Source organism: Paenibacillus physcomitrellae, from assembly GCF_002240225.1.
GTDB lineage: Bacteria > Bacillota > Bacilli > Paenibacillales > Paenibacillaceae > Fontibacillus > Fontibacillus physcomitrellae.
The window spans coordinates 1980441-2000091 of the sequence record NZ_CP022584.1 but is presented as its reverse complement, the minus strand read 5'-3'; the positions used below and the strand labels follow the sequence as shown (position 1 = coordinate 2000091).

The 19651-nt window shown below is 50.7% G+C and carries 15 protein-coding genes and 1 tRNA gene; 12 read left to right on the top strand and 4 right to left on the bottom strand.

Annotation, left to right across the window (positions count from 1 at the left end):
- The first annotated feature begins 421 nt into the window (after positions 1-421).
- The 5 genes from CBE73_RS09060 to CBE73_RS09040 all read left to right on the top strand — a co-directional run bounded on the left by CBE73_RS09060 (position 422) and on the right by CBE73_RS09040 (position 6210).
- Positions 422-1411 carry an ABC transporter ATP-binding protein gene (locus CBE73_RS09060; protein WP_094093956.1) on the top strand — a complete coding sequence of 330 codons (990 nt, stop codon included), beginning with the start codon at positions 422-424 and terminating at the stop codon, positions 1409-1411.
- Positions 1408-2412, top strand: coding sequence for an ABC transporter ATP-binding protein (locus CBE73_RS09055; protein ID WP_094093955.1), 1005 nt, complete (start codon positions 1408-1410; stop codon positions 2410-2412). Before CBE73_RS09060 ends, CBE73_RS09055 begins: the two co-directional genes overlap by 4 nt.
- A 122-nt stretch (positions 2413-2534) precedes the next feature.
- Positions 2535-4202, top strand: a complete 1668-nt coding sequence (locus CBE73_RS09050; protein ID WP_094093954.1) for an ABC transporter substrate-binding protein — start codon at positions 2535-2537, stop codon at positions 4200-4202.
- A 91-nt stretch (positions 4203-4293) separates the two neighbouring features.
- The gene (locus tag CBE73_RS09045; RefSeq protein ID WP_094093953.1) at positions 4294-5298 is read left to right on the top strand and encodes an ABC transporter permease; all 1005 of its coding nucleotides are present in this window, start codon (positions 4294-4296) and stop codon (positions 5296-5298) included.
- A 12-nt stretch (positions 5299-5310) separates the two neighbouring features.
- Positions 5311-6210: an ABC transporter permease gene (locus CBE73_RS09040; protein ID WP_094093952.1), complete on the top strand. Its 900-nt coding sequence runs from the start codon at positions 5311-5313 to the stop codon at positions 6208-6210.
- Between the two features lie 97 nt (positions 6211-6307).
- Here the strand turns inward: CBE73_RS09040 and CBE73_RS09035 are convergent, their stop codons facing one another.
- The 4 genes from CBE73_RS09035 to CBE73_RS09020 all read right to left on the bottom strand — a co-directional run bounded on the left by CBE73_RS09035 (position 6308) and on the right by CBE73_RS09020 (position 9080).
- Entirely contained in the window at positions 6308-6793 is a 486-nt protein-coding gene (locus CBE73_RS09035; protein ID WP_094093951.1) for a glutathione peroxidase, read from the bottom strand.
- 32 nt (positions 6794-6825) lie between these two features.
- On the bottom strand, positions 6826-7407 hold the full coding sequence (locus CBE73_RS09030) for a thioredoxin family protein (protein WP_094093950.1): 582 nt from the start codon (positions 7405-7407) through the stop codon (positions 6826-6828).
- A 132-nt stretch (positions 7408-7539) separates the two neighbouring features.
- On the bottom strand, positions 7540-8646 hold the full coding sequence (locus CBE73_RS09025; protein WP_094093949.1) for a hypothetical protein: 1107 nt from the start codon (positions 8644-8646) through the stop codon (positions 7540-7542).
- A gap of 360 nt (positions 8647-9006) precedes the next feature.
- Positions 9007-9080, bottom strand: a tRNA-Arg gene (locus CBE73_RS09020).
- A gap of 228 nt (positions 9081-9308) precedes the next feature.
- Between CBE73_RS09020 and CBE73_RS09015 the strand changes: the two genes are divergently transcribed.
- The 7 genes from CBE73_RS09015 (at position 9309) to lon (ending at position 19631) form a co-directional block, all read left to right on the top strand.
- A complete protein-coding gene (locus CBE73_RS09015) occupies positions 9309-10157 on the top strand; it encodes a hypothetical protein (RefSeq protein WP_229752630.1) in 849 nt (282 codons plus the stop codon).
- 213 nt (positions 10158-10370) lie between these two features.
- Positions 10371-11675, top strand: a complete 1305-nt coding sequence (tig, locus tag CBE73_RS09010) for a trigger factor (protein WP_094093947.1) — start codon at positions 10371-10373, stop codon at positions 11673-11675.
- 313 nt (positions 11676-11988) lie between these two features.
- A complete protein-coding gene (gene clpP / locus CBE73_RS09005; RefSeq protein WP_094093946.1) occupies positions 11989-12576 on the top strand; it encodes an ATP-dependent Clp endopeptidase proteolytic subunit ClpP in 588 nt (195 codons plus the stop codon).
- Positions 12577-12592: 16 nt separating this feature from the next.
- Positions 12593-13849 carry an ATP-dependent protease ATP-binding subunit ClpX gene (gene clpX, locus CBE73_RS09000; RefSeq protein ID WP_094093945.1) on the top strand — a complete coding sequence of 419 codons (1257 nt, stop codon included), beginning with the start codon at positions 12593-12595 and terminating at the stop codon, positions 13847-13849.
- 118 nt (positions 13850-13967) lie between these two features.
- Positions 13968-15086 carry a flavodoxin-dependent (E)-4-hydroxy-3-methylbut-2-enyl-diphosphate synthase gene (ispG, locus tag CBE73_RS08995; protein WP_094093944.1) on the top strand — a complete coding sequence of 373 codons (1119 nt, stop codon included), beginning with the start codon at positions 13968-13970 and terminating at the stop codon, positions 15084-15086.
- Between the two features lie 166 nt (positions 15087-15252).
- A complete protein-coding gene (gene lonB / locus CBE73_RS08990; protein ID WP_094093943.1) occupies positions 15253-16983 on the top strand; it encodes an ATP-dependent protease LonB in 1731 nt (576 codons plus the stop codon).
- A gap of 311 nt (positions 16984-17294) precedes the next feature.
- On the top strand, positions 17295-19631 hold the full coding sequence (gene lon / locus CBE73_RS08985) for an endopeptidase La (protein ID WP_094093942.1): 2337 nt from the start codon (positions 17295-17297) through the stop codon (positions 19629-19631).
- Positions 19632-19651 lie beyond the last annotated feature (20 nt).

Below are 19651 nucleotides of genomic sequence, written 5' to 3'. Positions count from 1 at the left end.
TCAAAACGATAAACACTAAACACATCTATATAAAATATAACATAATTAAAAAATTTAGTTCTCACAAAAGCCTAAAGTTGTTAAAATATCGGATTCAGATTATTTTGAGAATTAGATCACCTCGAATGATAAATTGGCTCACATAGGTATTGTCAAAAAGGTTTGGATGAGGTAATGTTTTGAATTAACCACCTATCTTTTTCCACTTGATTATATTTAATCCTCAAATAGTTTATATTCCCACTTCTCAAGTCAGTCCATCCCATTTCAGTCTTACAGCAAAACCATTCCTAACATTCAGTCTACGCATTCAGCCTTCTATTTTGACTATGCCTTTTTCTTTCTTTGGTTTCCTAATTCTTGCCTGAAATGATGTCGATCAATCCGGCACAACCGATTAATTCGAGAGAAGGGGACCCCGATGAATGAACCGGTGCTAGAAATTAAGGAATTGCGAACTCATTTTTTGACCTCTAAGGGAGAAGTGCCTGCGGTCGACGGAGTAAGCCTGGTTGTGCGCAGAGGCGAAGTGCTCGGCGTTGTGGGCGAATCCGGCTGCGGCAAAAGCGTCACCTCGTTATCCGTGCTTAAACTGATTCCCAAACCGCCCGGCAAAATTGTGAATGGCTCGATTCTCTTCCAAGGCAAAGATTTGGTGCCTTTGTCCGAACGGGAAATGCGGAAAATACGCGGAGACCGGATCTCCATGATTTTTCAGGAGCCCATGTCTTCTCTAAATCCGCTATTTACCATCGGTCAACAGCTTGTGGAGTCCGTCAAAATCCATTTGGGCTTAAGCCGCAAGGAAGCCCGCCGGCATGCTACAGGCATGTTGGCCAAAGTCGGCATCCCACGACCCGAGTCGGTGATTGATGAATATCCGCACCAGTTATCCGGCGGAATGCGGCAGCGTGTAATGATCGCAATGGCGATCTCCTGCAATCCGGAGCTGCTGATTGCAGATGAGCCGACGACAGCGCTCGATGTTACAATTCAAGCCCAGATTCTGGATCTGCTCAGGCAGCTGAATGAAGAGAACGGGACAGCGATGATGATGATCACCCATGATCTTGGCGTCGTAGCTGAAATTTGTACCCGGGTTGTTGTCATGTACGCAGGGAAAATCGTGGAGGAGGCAGACACGGAGCAGTTGTTTGAGAACCCGCTGCATCCTTACACGCAGGGGCTTATTCAATCTATGCCTTTAATGAATGAGGATAAAGAACGGCTGTATTCCATTCCCGGACAAGTTCCTGCCCTGAGCCTTAATATGAAGGGCTGCCGGTTTGCTGACCGCTGCAGCCAGGTGATGCCGATCTGTCGGGAGCGGCTCCCCGAGCTTGAAGACAAGGGTTCGGGACAGCACTGCCGCTGCTGGCTGTATCCGGCCGTAAAGGAGGACGCTGTATGAATCGACCAAACCCGGAAGATATGCTGCTCGAAGTGAACGGTCTCAAGAAATATTATCCTGTCGCAAAGGGTTTCTTTCATCGCTCTAATTCTTATGTTAAAGCCGTAGACGACGTCAGCTTTGCCATTAGGCGGGGCGAGACGTTCGGGCTGGTAGGGGAAAGCGGCTGCGGTAAATCAACGACGGGCAGAAGCCTGCTGAGATTGATTGAGCCTACCGGCGGAAAAATCGTCTTCGACGGGCTGGAGCTTACCTCGCTTGCCCCCGGGCAAATGCGGAAAAGCCGGAAAGACATGCAGATGGTCTTTCAGGACCCTTTCTCGTCTCTGGATCCCCGCCAGAATATCAAACGCATCCTGGAAGAGCCGCTTAAGGTTCATGGGATCGGCAGCAGCGGCGAACGAAAGGAGCGGGTGGAGAAGCTGATGAATATCGTCGGTATGCCGACCGGGCATCTTCAGCGGTATCCCCATCAATTCTCCGGGGGGCAGCGTCAGCGAATAGGCATTGCCCGGGCGCTGGCCGTGCAGCCAAAGCTGATCGTTGCCGATGAGCCGGTTTCGGCGCTTGACGTATCCATCCAGTCCCAGGTCATTAATCTGCTTCAGGATTTGCAGCAGGAGTTTGGATTGACCTATTTGTTTATTGCCCATGACTTGAGCGTGGTGAAGCATATCTGTGACAGAGTGGCGGTGATGTACCTGGGCCGAATCGTGGAGATTGCGGACAAACGGGAGCTTTATAACGATCCCCGGCATCCGTACACCCAGGCACTGTTGTCTTCTGTCCCCCAACCGGACCCCAAAGCCAAGCGGCAGCGGATCATCCTGAAGGGTGAGGTGCCGAGTCCGGCCAATGCTCCGCAGGGCTGCGCTTTTCATACTCGTTGTCCTCATGCCATGGAAATCTGCCGTCAGCAGCGGCCTTTGCTTGCAGATACCGGCGGAGGGCACCAAACCGCCTGTTTCCTGTACAGCGATTCGGCAACCAGTGTGGGCTAACGTCTCGTTAAGGAAAACTTTTCATCGACATCATGGAGAAGCAGACGCGGCACTGAATACGTTTAAGGCGGGCATAAGCCTGTTTTAATAATTTAACCATGGGAAGAGAAAGGGGTTTTTGAATGAGCAAAGGTACAGGTAAACTGCTTTCTTTAGTGCTGGGGATGACCTTGCTGCTGAGTGCTTGTGGAGGGGGCAATTCCAACAACGCAAGTGGAGGATCCAACGGTTCCGGAGCAAGTGATCAGCCGTCTTCATCGGAGGCTGCGCCTTCCGCATCTGCTCAGGATACGCTGATAGTGGGCCGCGGCGGTGACTCGGTTTCGCTTGACGGGTCGATCGTGACGGACGGTGAATCGCTCAAAATCGTGCATCAGGTGTTTGATTCCCTGCTTGAGTATAAAGAAGGAACGACGGAAGTCGAACCGGCCCTGGCAGAGAAATGGGAGATTTCCGTTGACGGGCTTACGTATACATTTACGCTGCGGCAAGGGGTGAAATTCCATGACGGTACGGACTTCAACGCTGACGCCGTTGTGTTCAACTTCAAACGCTGGAGCGACCCGAACAGCGAATACAAGTTTGAAGGGGATTCATTCGATTATTACGATTCCATGTTTGGTCCGGACGGCTCCCGCGTCATCAAGGACGTGACCGCCAAAGACGACCATACCGTCGTGTTTACGCTGAACCAGCCGCAGGCCCCATTCCTGCAAAATCTGGCGATGACCTGCTTTGGCATTGCCAGCCCGGCGGCCATCAAAGAGAAAAAGGAAAACTTCAAAAACGAACCCGTGGGCACAGGCCCGTTTGTCTTCAAGGAATGGAAACGCAACGATTCCATTACGCTGGAGAAGAACCCGAACTACTGGAAAGAAGGACTTCCCAAGCTGAATAAAGTCATTGTTCGTTCCATCCCGGATAACTCCGCACGTTTCAACGCTCTGCAGAACGGCGAAATCGACCTGATGGAAGACGTGAATCCGGACGACCTGACGCTGCTTGAAGCCAACACCTCCCTGCAAAAAATCGAACGACCGCCATTTAACGTGGCTTACATCGGTTTCAACACCAAGAAAAAACCGTTTGACGATCCTAAAGTGCGCGTCGCTTTGAACTATGCGGTGAACAAGCAGGGCTTGATTGATGCGTTTTTTGCCGGCCAGGCTGAACCGGCGGTCAATCCGATGCCGCCGACTTTATGGGGCTACAATGACCAAATTCAGGATTATACGTACGACCTTGATAAAGCAAAACAGCTGCTTGCTGATGCCGGTTATCCGGACGGTCTGCCTGGAGAATACACCTTTTACGCGATGCCGGTATCCAGACCTTACATGCCCGACGGTAAAAAAGTAGCGGAAGCGATTCAGGCCGATTTCGCCAAAATTGGCGTTAAGGTGAACATCGAATCTCCAGAATGGGCGACTTACCTGGACGATACGAAAGCAGGGGAAAAAGACGATTTGTATATGCTTGGCTGGACGGGCGACAACGGTGATCCGGACAACTTTATCTACACCTTGCTCGATAAAGACGCCATTCCGGGCAACAACCGTGGTTTCTATGTAAATGAAGACCTGCACAAAATTCTGATTGAAGCGCAGAAGGAGACGGATCAGAACAAACGCTCCGACCTGTACAAACAGGCGCAAGCGATGATTCATGACGATGCGCCGTGGATTCCGCTTGTCTACACTACGCCAATTCTGGCTGCCAAGGCCAATCTGAAGGGATTTGTGCCGAATCCGACAGGAACCGAATACTACAGCAGTGTTTATTTCGAATAGTCAGGCCGAAGTAGGCAGACGGATAACTTCTTGCATTCCTGCGGCCCGTTAACCCGGGCCGTTCTACTCTCTGATCCGGCAGGTGAAAAGCATGAACTCGTATGTGGTCAAACGTCTGCTAGTGCTGATCCCCGTTTTGGTAGGGATGACTCTTATTGTATTCTCGATTATTCATGCCATCCCCGGTGATCCGGCGGAGACCATTCTGGGGCAGAAGGCAACCGAACAATCCAAAGAGGCCCTCAGGGAACAGCTGGGTTTGGACAAGCCCTGGCTCCAGCAATACTTCATGTATCTTGGGGATTTGCTGAAAGGAGATCTCGGGGAGTCCATCCGTACCAAGGTTCCCATCGCCAAAGAGATTACGCCGTATCTTGCCGCTACGCTGGAACTGACTTTTACAGCTATGCTGTTTGCTTTAATTATCGGGGTCAATGCGGGCATCCTCAGCGCCTGGAAGCAAAATTCCTGGTTCGATTATGCGGCTATGCTGCTTGCGCTGATCGGGATATCGATGCCGATTTTTTGGCTGGGACTGATGGAGCAGTGGTTGTTTTCCATTAAGCTGCACTGGCTTCCGTCCATCGGGCGAATGGATCAGCGTAATCCTTTGGAGACCAAGACAGGCCTTTATGTGCTGGATGCGATTATTCAAGGCAAGTGGAACCAGCTCTGGATCGTCATCAAGCATTTGATGCTGCCGAGCATTGCGCTTGGAACGATTCCGATGGCGGTGATTGCCCGAATGACGCGTTCCAGCATGCTGGAGATCATGAAGTCGGATTATATCCGGACGGCGAGATCCAAAGGTCTTCCGCAGTTTTTTGTCGTGTATAAGCATGCATTAAAAAATGCTCTCATCCCTGTACTGACCGTTGTTGGCCTGCAGACCGGTTCGCTCCTCGGCGGTGCCGTGCTGACGGAAACGATCTTCGCCTGGCCCGGCGTAGGCCGTTACCTTTATGATGCGATCAGTTATCGGGATTACCCGGTCATTCAATCCGGCATCCTGATTATTGCCTTTCTGTTTGTTCTGATTAATCTTATTGTTGATCTTCTGTATGCGGCGATTGACCGCCGGATCAAATATCGTTAAGGAGGGATGAGCATGGCAGATGCAGCAGTGAAGGCAACCGGAGGAACACCGCCGGCCATTCCCTCCAGGACAGAAGGACCCGTTAAGGAGATCTGGCAGTCTTTTCGAAGGAACAAGCTGGCGATGTTAGGTCTTTCGATAATTGTTTTGTTTATTTTGATAGCTATCTGTGCACCGTTAATCGCACCCTATGATTTCAAGGAACAGCAGCTGATGGACCGGCTTAAAGCCCCGTCATCCCGGCATTGGTTTGGAACGGATGATTTGGGAAGGGATTTATTCAGCCGGGTGATTTACGGGGCACGAATTTCGCTTTGGGTCGGATTCTCCTCCGTGATCGGTTCGATTATTTTGGGGACTCTGCTTGGGACCCTGGCCGGCTTCTATGGGAAGTGGATGGACATGCTGATCTCACGTCTGTTCGATATTTTGCTGGCGTTCCCGAGCATGCTGCTGGCCATTGCGATTGTGGCCGTGCTTGGACCCTCCCTACAGAATGCGCTGGTGGCGATCGCGATCGTCAACATTCCGGTTTACGGCCGGTTGGTCAGGGCTAAAGTGCTTAGTCTGAAAAATGAAGAATATATAACCGCCGCCAGATCGATCGGCATGAAAAACGGAGGTATTCTGTGGCATCATATCCTTCCTAACAGCCTGACCCCGATCATCGTGCAGGGGACTTTGGGGATCGCAACGGCCATTATTGAAGCAGCAGCTTTGGGTTTTCTTGGATTGGGGGCCCAGCCTCCGGCACCGGAGTGGGGGAAGATGTTGTCGGATTCCCGCCAGTTCATTCAAATTGCGCCGTGGACGGTGATTTTTCCCGGGGTATCCATCATGCTTACCGTATTGGGCTTTAACCTGATGGGAGACGGGCTGCGCGATGCCATGGATCCGAAAATGAAGAATTAACCAAAACAAAATCCGCGTCTGCAGCAAATAAGCAGAACGCGGATTTTTTGTTTGAACCGTTTTGTTTGAACCTTACAGTTCGATATGAGGGAGGAGACTATTCGCCAAGCAGCTCAGGCAAATCGGCTTCAATCGCCGCAGGTTCGGTTCTGGAGCTGTAACGTTTAACGACCTGCCCGGTACGGTCAACCAGAAACTTGGCAAAATTCCATTCAATATCACCGGTCGGCTCTTCTTTAGGGGCATTTTCTTTAAGATATTTGTACAGCGGATGGGTATTGTCGCCGTTCACTTCAACTTTGGCGAACATCGGGAAGCTGACCTGATAATTCAGCTCGCAAAATTGTTTGATTTCGGCTTCGGTTCCAGGCTCTTGTCCGGCAAACTGGTTGCAGGGGAAGCCAAGCACCATAAAACCTTTATCTTTATAAGTTTCATACAGCGACTGCAGACCTTTATATTGTGGCGTTAATCCGCAGGCGCTGGCTGTATTGACGATCAGCAGAACTTGTCCTGCGAAAGGCTGAAGAGTGGTGGCTTCACCTTCAATGGATTTTACTTGAATATCGTAAAGATCGGACATGTTAATTCCTCCTTATTTTATATATGAACAAACTATACCAGATCGCAGGCTTCCGCCGGCATCCAATGCGCATCCTGGCCGTTCCATTTCACGTTACAGCCAATCGGGTTGGTTAAGGGAACGCTGATGGCTTGTCCGGCTACAATCTCTGAGAGCGCCCGCTCAAGATCGTTGACGGTCATTTTCTCCGGATTTCGCGGATTGTCGATGCCGCGCCCTGTATAAACGAGCTTGCGATCCTCATCCAGCACAAAGAAATGAGGCGTCCGCAAAGCGCCGTAGGCTTTAGCTGTTTCCTGCGTTTCATCGCGCAGATAGATCCAGGGGAAGCGATTGTCTTCCATTCTGGCCACCATATAGTCGAAGGAATCCTTCGGGTTGGTTTGCTCGCTGTTGGCGTTGATTCCAATAAAAGTTACCCCGTCCTTCGTGAATTTATCCGCGGTCTGACGAGTAATTTCATCAGAGCCCAAGACAAAAGGGCAGTGGTTGCAGGTGAAGAAAACAACCAGAAAACGGGATGCTTCAAAACTTCCTAGCGAATAGTGATTTCCGTCCGTTCCTTTGAGATAGAAATCCGGGGCGGATTCGCCGATCTGTAGAGTAAAGCTCATGGGTGACCTTGCCTCCTCAGGCAGCGGGAAGGCTGCTATATTTTTTGAAGACTATTTATAGAAGAAATTCTTTCTCTTATTCTACATGCTTCCATCCTGCTTTGCCATCCATCCAAGCAGATAGGACTCCGTCTACATTTCCCGGAAGGTGTTCACGATGTAGAGATAATTTTGTTTTTTATCGGCAAACATATCGGCCCGGGTCCACATCAATACCTGAGTAAAATGGTCCTCTGAGGCTATCAGCGTCACCAGATAACTGATTTTGACTTTGTCAACCTCGCCGGTGATTACATACTGAAGTGCATTTAAACCGCCGATCGTTATCCGCTCGGCTGGCTCTTGTTTGGCGTTTTGAATCGCCTGCTTCATATTATCGCTCACCAGCTTGGAATAATCGTTGATCGTTGTATTCTGGGAGAAATCGGAACGGTCCTCCCTGAGCACCACAATATAATCTTCGGTCGATGGGTGAGAGGCTTGAATATCGGCGCCCGAAGCCAGCCCGGCATCCTGGGCCCAGCCTTCAGGAATCGTAATGCTGGCATGCTTGTCAGGACTGATTACAAGGGATATATCGGAGGCCGCCGATCCCAGGACGGGCAGGGCAGTTGTTTTGACGTTTGGCTTGACGACCCGAAAGGACTGGATAACCTTCTCGAATTCATCTTTATAATCGGCAAACAAATCGGAAGTAGACCAGGTAATGATCTGGTAGAAGGTCCCGTCTTTCTCATATACCGCCGCCAGATACCGCACATTGACATTGCGGGCTGTCCCGTAGAACTCTACCATTTTGGCCGGGAGCCCGCCGATTAAAGTGTCGCCGTTTTCTACCAGGTGATAGTTCTGGAGCGCTACCTTGGTATCGGCTAGGAGCTTTCTCCTCATGCTGTCCAAAGTAGCATCTTTAATAAGATTGGAAGGCATCCGGACGATCAGGCAGTATTTCTCCTTGGAGCGGTCCGAAACACCGAGTACGGCTGATTTGTTGAGATTATCGTCCCGAACCCAGCCCTGAGGGAAGGTTAGGCCAAGACTTCCGTCAGCATCTTCAATTCTATTAACTGCTTGTACAGAAGAAGAAATCTTGGAAAGCGTGAGCGATGCCGTACGGGACTGGATTTCGCTTTGGAGTTGATCCGCCGCCGGTCGTTTGAAGACACAGCCTGTCAGCAGCAGCCCCCCGGCTACGGCCGCGAGCGCCAGTTTGGTGAAACGAATTCCGATAGTTCTCAATTTATAACTCCTCCTTGCATTTGGAATAGGAAGGCATGTCCGGCTATAAGGGCTGGCAGCAGATACCGAGCATCCCAAGGCACAGCCTATTATTTGAAATATATGAGAGGCCTATGATCGTTATGCTATAAATAGAGAGTTAAATGAGAGAAGCGAACATCCATGTACGCAAAAAAAGCCCTCCACAAGGAAGGCTAGCAGCATCTTCTCTATATAAAAAAACGTCCCAGTCGGGGTACGCTCGCAGCGCTCGCGACTGCGCTCCGGCACCCTCTCCGGTGCCTTTGCTCCGACGAACCCCCAGGAGTTCTCATCCCAAGGGACGCAAAAAAAGCTCTCCCGAAGGAGAGCTTACTTTAACGTCCCAGAAGGGATTCGAACCCCTGACCGACGGCTTAGAAGGCCGTTGCTCTATCCAGCTGAGCTACTGGGACAAATAATAAAAGCGTGCAAAAGAGAATATATCACACATTTGGCGGGTTAGCAAGGATTTTTTGTGGGGTTAACTTTTTAATTTAGGAAGGCTTATGTTATAATCTACAAATCATTGAAGAAGCGGTGAAAGGATGTGAACCTTTATTAACGAGAATCAACAGAGCGGGCGAGATAATCTAGTTCTATTCCCCAAGACGCTCGATTATTACCAGGTCGAACTTACCCGGATGCTGGAAACGGAACGTTATGCGGAAGCAGCGGATCTGCTTCGCTTTTTATTGCAGTGCCAGGTACAGGACGACCGCCACTATGAAGAGTGGGAAGCGCTCCTGAAGTGGCTGCAGGAAGCTTTCCCGGCAGCCGCGGCGGGAACGGGCCAAGGCGTACCGGTCATGGATGTGACGGAGGACGCCGAGGAATCTGATTTCGCGCGCAAGCACGCGGAGATGAAATTTGCGGAGGACCGCGGTTATGCGCTTAAGCTTCTGCAGACCGTGACGGAGAAACCTTTGTCCGAACATACCTTTTTGGCGCTTGAGCAGCTTTCCTTTATCCAGTCCCCTGAAATAGATGAAGCCTTGGTCAAGTGGCTGGAACGGGAGGAGCGTCATCCGATGCTGCAGTTCCGCGTGCTCCAGACGCTGCGGCGGCGTGAGACGGGCGGCGTGGTCCGGATATGGCGAGGCGGTGAGCTGTCGACGATCGAGATCGACGCTGTACCGTTGACACCAGAGGATTTCCCTCCGGCGGTACAAGATGTACTGGATCGAGTCGGCCGGGAAGCGCAGGTTCATGATCCGGCGATGTTTTATTTTGCCCAGGAGTTCTGGTATCAGTTTATTATGGGCGTTTATGGAACGGCAGATTATGCTTCTGTGGTCCGGGAGGAAGAGGCCTCGCTGGACATTTGGGCGGCTGCGCTGCATCAGACCGTAACGGAAAGCCTTCAGGGCGGAGACGGCAAAGCGGTTGAAGAGCTGAGAGCGGCGTATGGGATCACGGACTCGATGCGTTTAAGATTTGAACAAGCCCATCGGGCAATGAAGCAATTTGCATCGACCGGCGCTATTTTTTAGGTGTGCGAAGCGGTGTGAAGGAAGGTTTATCAACCTTGGAAAAGATTTACAGTTTCCGTCATGATTTCGCCTACTTGTAAAATCAACTATTCTTGATTATAATATAGTGGTTATTCTAAACGTGAAATTCGATAGGACAAGACTGAAAACGGATAACATCACTTCGTTTTTCATTGTCAATATGTGAACAATTTTTGGAGGGGAAAGCATAAAATGAAAGCAACTTGGGAAAAAATAGAGAAGAACCTCGGCGTTCTTGAGGTTGAAGTCGAAGCGGAACGCGTAGCGTCGGCGCTGGATAAAGCTTTTAACAAAGTAGTAAAACAAGCAAACGTGCCTGGTTTCCGTAAAGGTAAAGTGCCTCGGCCGATTTTCGAAGCACGCTACGGTGTGGAGAGCCTCTACCAAGACGCCATCGACATTTTGCTCCCTGAAGTATATGGAGAAGCGGTTGAACAAACGGACATTTTCCCTGTGGATCGTCCTGAAGTAGACGTTGAGCAATTTGGAAAAGGACAACCTTTTATTTTCAAAGCTAAAGTAACGGTTAAACCGGAAGTTAAGCTTGGCGAATACAAAGGTATCGAAGCTCCTGCAGCTTCTGCAGAAGTAACTGAAGAAGAATTGAATGCTGAACTTGAGCGTCTGCAGCAGCGTCATGCTGAACTGATCGTTGTTGACGAAGAATCTGCGCAAAACGGTGACACTGTTGTAATCGACTTTGACGGTTCTGTAAACGACGTTCCTTTCGAAGGCGGCAAAGCTGAACGTTATTCCCTGGAACTCGGCAGCGGATCCTTTATCCCAGGTTTTGAAGAGCAAGTAGTTGGAATGGCTACAGGCGACTTCAAAGACGTTGTGGTTACGTTCCCTGAAACTTACCATGCGGAAGAGCTTGCCGGCAAAGAAGCTGTATTCAAAGTGAAACTGCATGAAATCAAACGCAAGCAGCTGCCTGCTTTGGATGACGAATTTGCGAAGGATGTTTCCGAATTCGACACGCTTGAAGAATATAAAGAAGATTTGAAGAAAGAACTCGCTTCCCGCAAGGAAAAAGAAAACGAAGCGGCTCGTGAATCCGCAATCGTTGATAAAGTTTCTGAAAATGCGGAAGTTGACATTCCAAGAGCAATGGTTCTTGGCGAAGTTCAAAACATGGTTCGCGATTTCGACAACCGTCTGCGCACACAAGGCATGAACCTTGACATGTTCCTGAGCTTCTCTGGACAAACGCTTTCCGATCTGCAGGAACAAATGGAAGGCGACGCTGAGAAGCGCGTTCGCAACAACCTGGTTCTGGAGCAAATCGCAAAAGAAGAGAACATCACGGTTTCTGAAGAGGACATCGAGCAAGAGCTGGCGAACATGGCTGACATGTACAAGCGCTCCAAAGATGAAATCAAGAACATTCTGGCTTCCAACGGTTCTTTGGGAAGTCTTCGTGAAGAAGTTCAACTTCGCAAGACGATCGAATTCCTCGTTGCGAACAGCAAAGAAACAGCAGCAGCTGCTGAGTAATTGAACGGTAAGTTGAACGCTGATTAACCAATCAGTTTCATATGAAATAAAGGGGAAGGCACGTAGATTTTTTGCGTGCCTTCGTTTTTCAAATGATAACAATTCTGTCCCCGGATTTGAGTGGTTTGGATAAGTACACCTTGGTTCTAATCCCTCCTGGGCAGATTGACAAAGCAAGAGCAAAGCATATAAATTAGCTGTTGCTGATACAATGTATCACCAAAGCTTCATCTTTGGAAAAATGACATGGACTATGGAACATGTTAGAATACAGGTGTAGCTGGTGAGATGATATGGAGAAGGGGTCGGTGGCATGAGCTTAGTACCAATGGTTGTTGAACAGACTAGTCGTGGAGAACGGTCGTACGATATTTACTCAAGACTGCTTAAGGACCGGATCATCTTTCTCAGCGGCGCAATCGACGATGAAGTGGCTAATCTAGTTGTAGCTCAGCTGCTGTTTCTGGAAGCGGAAGAACCGGGAAAAGATATTCATTTGTACATAAATTCCCCTGGTGGTTCTATAACGGCCGGTATGGGTATTTATGATACAATGCAGTATATTAAATCAGACGTATCAACGATTTGCGTAGGAATGGCCGCCAGTATGGGCTCCTTGCTCCTTACGGCTGGCGCTCCGGGAAAACGTTATGCTCTTCCGCATAGTGAAGTGATGATTCACCAGCCTTTGGGTGGTGTTCAAGGTCAGGCAACGGATATTGGAATTCATGCCGAATGGATTTTGAAGACGAAAGAAAAGGTCAATCAGATCTATGTGGAACGCACCGGGCAGCCCCTTGAGAAGATACAGCGCGATACAGACCGCGATTATTTCCTGAGCGCCGATGAGGCTAAGGCTTATGGGATTATTGATAAAGTCATTGATAAGCCTAATATTTGAATAAAGGGGTGTTGTCATGTTTAAGTTCAACGAAGAAAAAGGCCAGCTGAAATGTTCCTTTTGCGGTAAATCGCAGGATCAGGTCCGCAAGCTAGTTGCCGGACCAGGCGTTTATATATGTGATGAGTGCATCGAGTTGTGCACAGAGATTGTGGAAGAGGAACTCGGTCATGACGAAGAGTTCGACATGAAGGAAATTCCAAAACCGCGTGAAATTCGCGAGATTTTGGACCAATATGTAATCGGCCAGGAAGCAGCAAAGAAATCGCTGTCCGTAGCGGTGTATAACCACTACAAACGTGTCAATTCTGGCAGCAAGATTGAAGACGTAGAACTGCAGAAGAGTAACATTCTGCTGCTTGGACCTACAGGTTCCGGTAAAACGCTGTTAGCCCAAACAATGGCTAAAATTCTGAATGTTCCGTTTGCGATTGCAGACGCAACTTCCTTGACCGAAGCCGGTTATGTAGGGGAAGACGTTGAGAACATCCTGCTGAAGCTGATCCAGGCTGCGGATTATGATGTTGAGAAAGCGGAACGCGGTATTATCTATATTGACGAAATTGATAAAGTTGCCCGCAAGTCGGAGAATCCGTCCATTACCCGTGACGTATCCGGCGAAGGTGTGCAGCAGGCTTTGCTGAAAATTCTTGAAGGTACGGTAGCTTCCGTTCCGCCGCAAGGAGGACGTAAACACCCTCATCAAGAATTTATCCAAATCGATACGACCAACATTTTGTTCATCTGCGGCGGTGCTTTTGACGGCATCGAGCAAATGATCAAACGCCGTGTCGGCAAGAAGGTCATCGGCTTTAACGCAGCTTCCGATGGTCAGAAAGAGCTTAAACCAGGTGAATACCTGCAGCTTGTTCTGCCTGAAGATCTGCTCAAGTTTGGTCTGATTCCGGAGTTTGTCGGCCGTCTTCCAGTCATCTCTTCTTTGGAGCCGCTGGATGAGAAGACGCTTGTCCGCATCTTGGCGGAGCCTAAGAACGCTCTTGTGAAGCAGTATCAAAAGTTGCTTGAGCTGGATAACGTGCAGCTGGAATTCGAACCGAAAGCGCTCGAGGCGATCGCCCGTGAAGCGATTAAACGCAACACCGGTGCCCGCGGCCTGCGTGCCATCATCGAAAGCATTATGCTTGAAGTGATGTACGAGGTTCCGTCCCGCGACGATATCACAAGCTGTGTCATTACGGAGAAAGTCGTCGAAGAGAAAATCATTCCGGAGCTTAAATCTGGAAACGACAAGAAACAAGAAGAAAGCGCGTAAGGCTGCATTCGCAAGCCAAGCGGCTTTCCAACAATAAGCGCCCATCCTCCACCTCTGACGGTTTAGCTACGCTAAGCCGAATAGGGGTGGAGATTTGGCGTTATGGGGAGAGAGACCTATGTACCTAAGACATCAAACACGCCCGGTGAAAGTCGGTAATTTGACCATCGGCGGCAACAATGAAGTCCTTATTCAAAGTATGTGTACGACGAAGACGGCGGACGTTGAAGCAACGGTGGCAGAAATTTTACGTCTTGAGGAAGCGGGATGCCAACTGGTCCGGGTAACGGTCAACAACGATGAAGCGGCGGATGCCATCAAGGAAATCAAGAAGCAGATCCATATCCCGCTTGTAGCGGATATTCACTTCAACTATAAACTTGCGCTGAAAGCGATCGAGAATGGCATCGATAAAGTCCGTATCAATCCGGGCAATATCGGCCGCCGTGAGAAAGTTGAAGCGGTCGTGAAAGCTTGCAAAGAAAAAGGGATTCCGATCCGGATTGGCGTCAATGCCGGTTCCTTGGAGAACCATCTGCTGGAGAAATACGGTTATCCGACGGCGGATGCGATGGTGGAAAGCGCTCTGTACCATATCGGTATTCTTGAAGAGCTTGATTTCCATGACATTATCGTCTCGCTGAAGGCTTCCGATGTGCCGATGGCTATCGAGGCTTACCGCAAAGCGGCAGAGGTTATTCCTTATCCGCTCCATTTGGGGATTACCGAATCCGGAACCTTGTTTGCCGGTACGGTCAAAAGTTCGGCCGGGATCGGTGCGCTGCTGTCCATGGGCATCGGTTCGACCGTGCGGATCTCACTCAGCGCGGATCCTGTGGAAGAAGTCAAGGTGGCGCGTGAGCTGCTTAAAACGTTTGGTTTGATCTCGAATGCCGCAACCTTGATTTCCTGTCCGACCTGCGGACGTCTGGATATCGACTTGTTCTCCATTGCCAACGAAGTGGAAGAATACATCTCCAAAATCAAGGTGCCGATTAAAGTATCTGTTCTCGGCTGTGCGGTCAACGGACCGGGGGAAGCCCGTGAAGCTGACATCGGCATTGCCGGAGCCCGGGGCGAAGGCCTGCTGTTCCGTTACGGGGAGATGATCCGTAAAGTGCCGGAGGCGGAGCTGCTGTCCGAGCTCAAGAAAGAAATTGACATCATCGTGAAAGCCTACGAGGAAACGGGAGAAATTCCGGGACGCAAGCAGCATGGCGCTGCTTCGATTTCTTAAGCACTAGCTGCCTGCAACTGCAGGCGGCTTTTTTTTGTATTCCCCAAGTTCATCATTTATCCGCGTAAAAATGCTCACTTCACGTTTAGCCGTTTTTGAAAAGGCTATACTACCAAGTATTAGTCAATTAACGTACAGCCAGGAGAAAACGGGAGGTTAGTCTAACATGAATCTGAGCGTTATAGTAATGGTCGTCAACTTGTTTTTCGGCGTGATTATCGGCATGTATTTCTGGAATCTGCTGCGTAGCCAGAAAGGCAGCCGGACCGCGGTGGACCGTGAATCACGCAAGGAAATGGAGAAGCTGCGCAAGCTGCGGTCTGTTTCGTTGACGCAGCCGCTGGCCGAACGTACACGTCCGGCATCTATGAAAGATATTGTGGGTCAAAAAGACGGGCTGCGCGCTCTTAAAGCCGCGCTTTGCAGCGCGAATCCGCAGCACGTCATTATATACGGGCCGCCGGGGGTAGGGAAAACGGCTGCCGCAAGGGTGGTCATGGAAGAAGCGAAAAAAAATCCCGCTTCTCCCTTCCGGGCCGATGCCAAATTCACGGAAATAGACGCGACTACGGCGCGTTTTGACGAAAGAGGCATCGCCGATCCATTGATCGGATCGGTGCATGATCCGATCTATCAGGGCGCCGGCGCGATGGGCGTTGCCGGCATTCCGCAGCCGAAGGCCGGTGCGGTGACGAAAGCTCACGGCGGGATTCTTTTTATCGATGAAATCGGCGAGCTGCATCCTGTACAGATGAACAAACTGCTGAAGGTGCTGGAGGACCGCAAGGTCATTCTGGAGAGTGCCTATTACAACTCCGAGGACTCCAATACGCCGGCATTTATCCATGACATCTTCCAAAACGGCTTTCCGGCCGATTTCCGGTTAGTAGGGGCGACGACTAGATCACCGCAGGAGATTCCGCCGGCAATCCGTTCGCGGTGCATGGAGATCTTTTTCCGTCCGCTGCTGCCGGAAGAAATTGCGCAAATCGCCGAAGATGCGGTCAAACGCCTCGGCTTTCAGCCTTGCCCCGAAGCGGTGGACGTGGTGAAGAAATACGCGACCAACGGCCGGGAAGCGGTGAATATGGTGCAGCTGGCGGCAGGGCTGGCGCTCACCGAGAAGCGGAATACGCTCGCCGCAGCCGATCTGGAATGGGTAGCCACAAGCAGCCAGCTTGCTCCCCGTCCGGACAAGAAGGTTGCGGAATTTCCGCAGATCGGCGTCGTCAACGGCTTGGCCGTCTATGGCCCGAATATGGGCACGCTGCTAGAGATTGAAGCTACCGCCGTCCCTGCTCCTGAAGGGCGCCAAGGGGTCTGCAACATTACAGGGGTTGTGGACGAAGAGGAGATCGGCGGAGGCGGAAGCCGTACGCTTCGACGTAAAAGCATGGCCAAAGGTTCGGTCGAGAACGTGCTTACCGTGCTGAAGAACATCGGCGTGGAGCCGGAGAAATACGATCTGCATATCAATTTCCCTGGCGGAACGCCGATTGACGGCCCTTCAGCCGGATTGGCCATTGCCGCTGCGGTAGTTTCGGCGATCCGCAAGACGCCGATTGATCCGAAGATCGCCATGACCGGAGAACTCGGCATTCACGGCAAAGTGAAGCCGATCGGCGGTGTGGTGGCCAAAGCCGAAGCGGCTTTCCAAAGCGGTGCTACGACCGTTTTAATTCCGAAAGAGAATTGGAACTCCATGTTTGAAGGGCTTGAAGCGGTTCAGGTTATTCCGGTCGAAACGATCCAGGAGGCGTTTGGCTGGATCTTTGGTCCCGAGCAGCCGGAGGAGACGGAGGAGCAGTCGGCCAAGGGTGTTGCCGATCTGTTTATGCCTCCTGCTCCGCAGCCGCCGTTCCTCCATGCCAAGCCGTCGCAGACAAGCAAAATGTAGAATGATCAAGCAGCTGAATGGGACAAACTGTCCTTAGGCTGCTTTTTTTTGAGAAAAAAGATCACAAGAGGATCACAGGAGTTCAAGAGAAGGGCTTACAAAGCCCTCGATGCGGGATGTTCGGGTTAGAGTCCCTGCTTGCAAGGTAATTTTATTCTTAAGGGATGGATAGAATAGCAGAGAAAAAAAGTCTGCTAATTGGTGTTTTAAAAGAACATTTGCTAAAATAGGAATGATATTGCAAGGCCCGTCAAAATGATACGGCAGACAGGCAAGCAATTGTACGAGGGAGCCAATGGAGGTGCGAAGCAATGGGACATCATAAATCCAAGGGCCGCCGGTTTCCGCTGCTGCCTTTGCGCGGTATTCTCGTCTACCCCAGCATGGTTCTCCATCTGGATGTAGGCCGTGAGAAGTCCGTCAAGGCGCTGGACAAAGCGATGGTTGACGACAACCTGATTCTCCTCTGTTCTCAGTCTGAAGTGAACATTGAAGAGCCCACACAAGAAGATATTTTCCGTATCGGCACCGTTGCTAAGGTAAGGCAAATGCTGAAGCTTCCCAACGGCACGATCCGCGTTCTGGTTGAAGGATTGGAACGGGCTGAAATTATTGAATACCTTGATAACGAGGAATTTTACGAAGTTGTGGCGGAAGAACGTCCGGAGATGGAGTCCTCCGATTCGGAAGTAGATGCGCTGATGCGCACGCTGCTGACCCAATTCGAACACTATATCAATCTCTCGAAAAAGGTGACCCCGGAAACGCTCGCTGCGGTTTCGGATATCGAGGAGCCAGGACGTCTGGCTGATGTAATCACCAGCCACTTGTCTTTGAAGATCAAAGAGAAGCAGGAAATTCTGGAAACGATTGATGTCCGTGCGCGGCTGGAGAAGCTGCTGGACATTTTAAATAACGAGCGTGAAGTGCTGGAGCTGGAACGGAAGATCAATCAGCGCGTCAAGAAGCAGATGGAGAAGACGCAGAAGGAATATTATCTCCGTGAACAGATGAAGGCAATCCAGAAGGAGCTTGGCGATAAAGAGGGCCGGGCCGGAGAAGCGGATGAGCTGCGTGCGCAAATGGAAGAGAAGAACCTGCCGGAGAAAGTGCAGGAGAAGGTTGCGAAAGAGATAGACCGGCTCGAGAAAATGCCGGCAAGCTCCGCCGAGGGCGGCGTCATCCGCAACTACGTGGATTGGCTGCTCGGCCTGCCTTGGAGCGAGAGAACCGAAGACGATCTGGATCTGGACAAAGCGGAAGCGATCCTCAATGCCGACCATTACGGCCTCGACAAACCAAAGGAACGTGTTCTGGAGTATCTGGCCGTTCAGAAGCTGGTCAAGAAATTGAAGGGGCCCATCCTTTGTCTTGTTGGTCCTCCAGGGGTCGGCAAAACCTCCTTGGCTCGCTCTATCGCCAGATCGCTGGGGCGTGAATTTGTGCGTATCTCGCTCGGCGGCGTAAGAGATGAAGCCGAAATTCGCGGACATCGCCGGACTTATGTCGGGGCTATGCCGGGCCGCATCATTCAGGGAATGAAGACGGCAGGTTCCATGAATCCGGTGTTCCTGCTGGATGAAATCGATAAGATGGCATCCGACTTCCGGGGAGACCCATCAGCGGCGCTTCTCGAGGTGCTGGATCCGGAGCAGAACAGTACGTTCAGCGATCATTTTATCGAGCTCCCGTTTGATCTGTCGAACGTCATGTTTGTGACCACAGCGAACGCTATTCACAATATTCCGAGACCGCTTCTCGACCGTATGGAAGTGCTCAACATTCCAGGCTACACGGAGCTTGAGAAGCTGGAGATCGCGGAACGGTATTTGCTGCCTAAACAGAAGAAAGACCACGGTCTCGGCGAAGAGCAGCTTGTGATCAGCAACGATGCCATTTTGAAGGCAATCAGAGAGTACACCCGGGAATCGGGCGTGCGTAATCTGGAGCAGCAGATCGCTGCGCTTTGCCGGAAAGCGGCCAAACAGATCGTTGCGAATCCTGAGCAGGCCATTGTCATCGGGCCCGATCAAATCAAAGATTACCTCGGTGTGCCGCGTTTCCGCTATGGCGTTGCCGAGCTTGAAGATCAGATCGGCACCGTGACTGGCCTCGCCTGGACAGAAGTGGGCGGCGAAACGCTGGTCATCGAGGTTACGGTAGTGCCTGGCTCCGGTAAGCTCACGCTGACAGGTAAGCTGGGGGACGTAATGAAAGAGTCGGCTCAGGCCGCTTTCAGCTATACCCGCTCTAAAGCTAATGAGCTGGGCATCCCGACTGATTTTCACGAGAAAAATGATGTCCATATTCATATTCCCGAAGGCGCGATTCCGAAAGACGGACCATCCGCCGGCATTACCATTGCAACGGCATTGATCTCTGCCCTGACCAATCGTTATGTGTCCAAGGACATTGCGATGACGGGCGAGATTACGCTGCGCGGCCGGGTGCTTCCGATCGGCGGGCTCAAGGAGAAATCGCTTGCGGCTCACCGGGCAGGGTATAAGAAGATTCTGCTGCCGAAGGACAACGAACGGGATTTGAAGGATATTCCGGACAGCGTCAAGCATGACGTGGAATTTGTGCCGGTGTCCCATATGGATCAGGTTTTGGAACATGCGCTTGTCCAGCACAGTGAAGTGCATTAAATCGAGACAGCGTATTAGAA

Coding starts and splice junctions, on each gene's coding strand:
- CBE73_RS09060 (WP_094093956.1), top strand. CDS start 422: ATGAATGAACCGGTGCTAGAAATTAAGGAATTGCGAACTCATTTTTTG.
- CBE73_RS09055 (WP_094093955.1), top strand. CDS start 1,408: ATGAATCGACCAAACCCGGAAGATATGCTGCTCGAAGTGAACGGTCTC.
- CBE73_RS09050 (WP_094093954.1), top strand. CDS start 2,535: ATGAGCAAAGGTACAGGTAAACTGCTTTCTTTAGTGCTGGGGATGACC.
- CBE73_RS09045 (WP_094093953.1), top strand. CDS start 4,294: ATGAACTCGTATGTGGTCAAACGTCTGCTAGTGCTGATCCCCGTTTTG.
- CBE73_RS09040 (WP_094093952.1), top strand. CDS start 5,311: ATGGCAGATGCAGCAGTGAAGGCAACCGGAGGAACACCGCCGGCCATT.
- CBE73_RS09035 (WP_094093951.1), bottom strand. CDS start 6,793: ATGTCCGATCTTTACGATATTCAAGTAAAATCCATTGAAGGTGAAGCC.
- CBE73_RS09030 (WP_094093950.1), bottom strand. CDS start 7,407: ATGAGCTTTACTCTACAGATCGGCGAATCCGCCCCGGATTTCTATCTC.
- CBE73_RS09015 (WP_229752630.1), top strand. CDS start 9,309: ATGCTGGAAACGGAACGTTATGCGGAAGCAGCGGATCTGCTTCGCTTT.
- tig (WP_094093947.1), top strand. CDS start 10,371: ATGAAAGCAACTTGGGAAAAAATAGAGAAGAACCTCGGCGTTCTTGAG.
- clpP (WP_094093946.1), top strand. CDS start 11,989: ATGAGCTTAGTACCAATGGTTGTTGAACAGACTAGTCGTGGAGAACGG.
- clpX (WP_094093945.1), top strand. CDS start 12,593: ATGTTTAAGTTCAACGAAGAAAAAGGCCAGCTGAAATGTTCCTTTTGC.
- ispG (WP_094093944.1), top strand. CDS start 13,968: ATGTACCTAAGACATCAAACACGCCCGGTGAAAGTCGGTAATTTGACC.
- lonB (WP_094093943.1), top strand. CDS start 15,253: ATGAATCTGAGCGTTATAGTAATGGTCGTCAACTTGTTTTTCGGCGTG.
- lon (WP_094093942.1), top strand. CDS start 17,295: ATGGGACATCATAAATCCAAGGGCCGCCGGTTTCCGCTGCTGCCTTTG.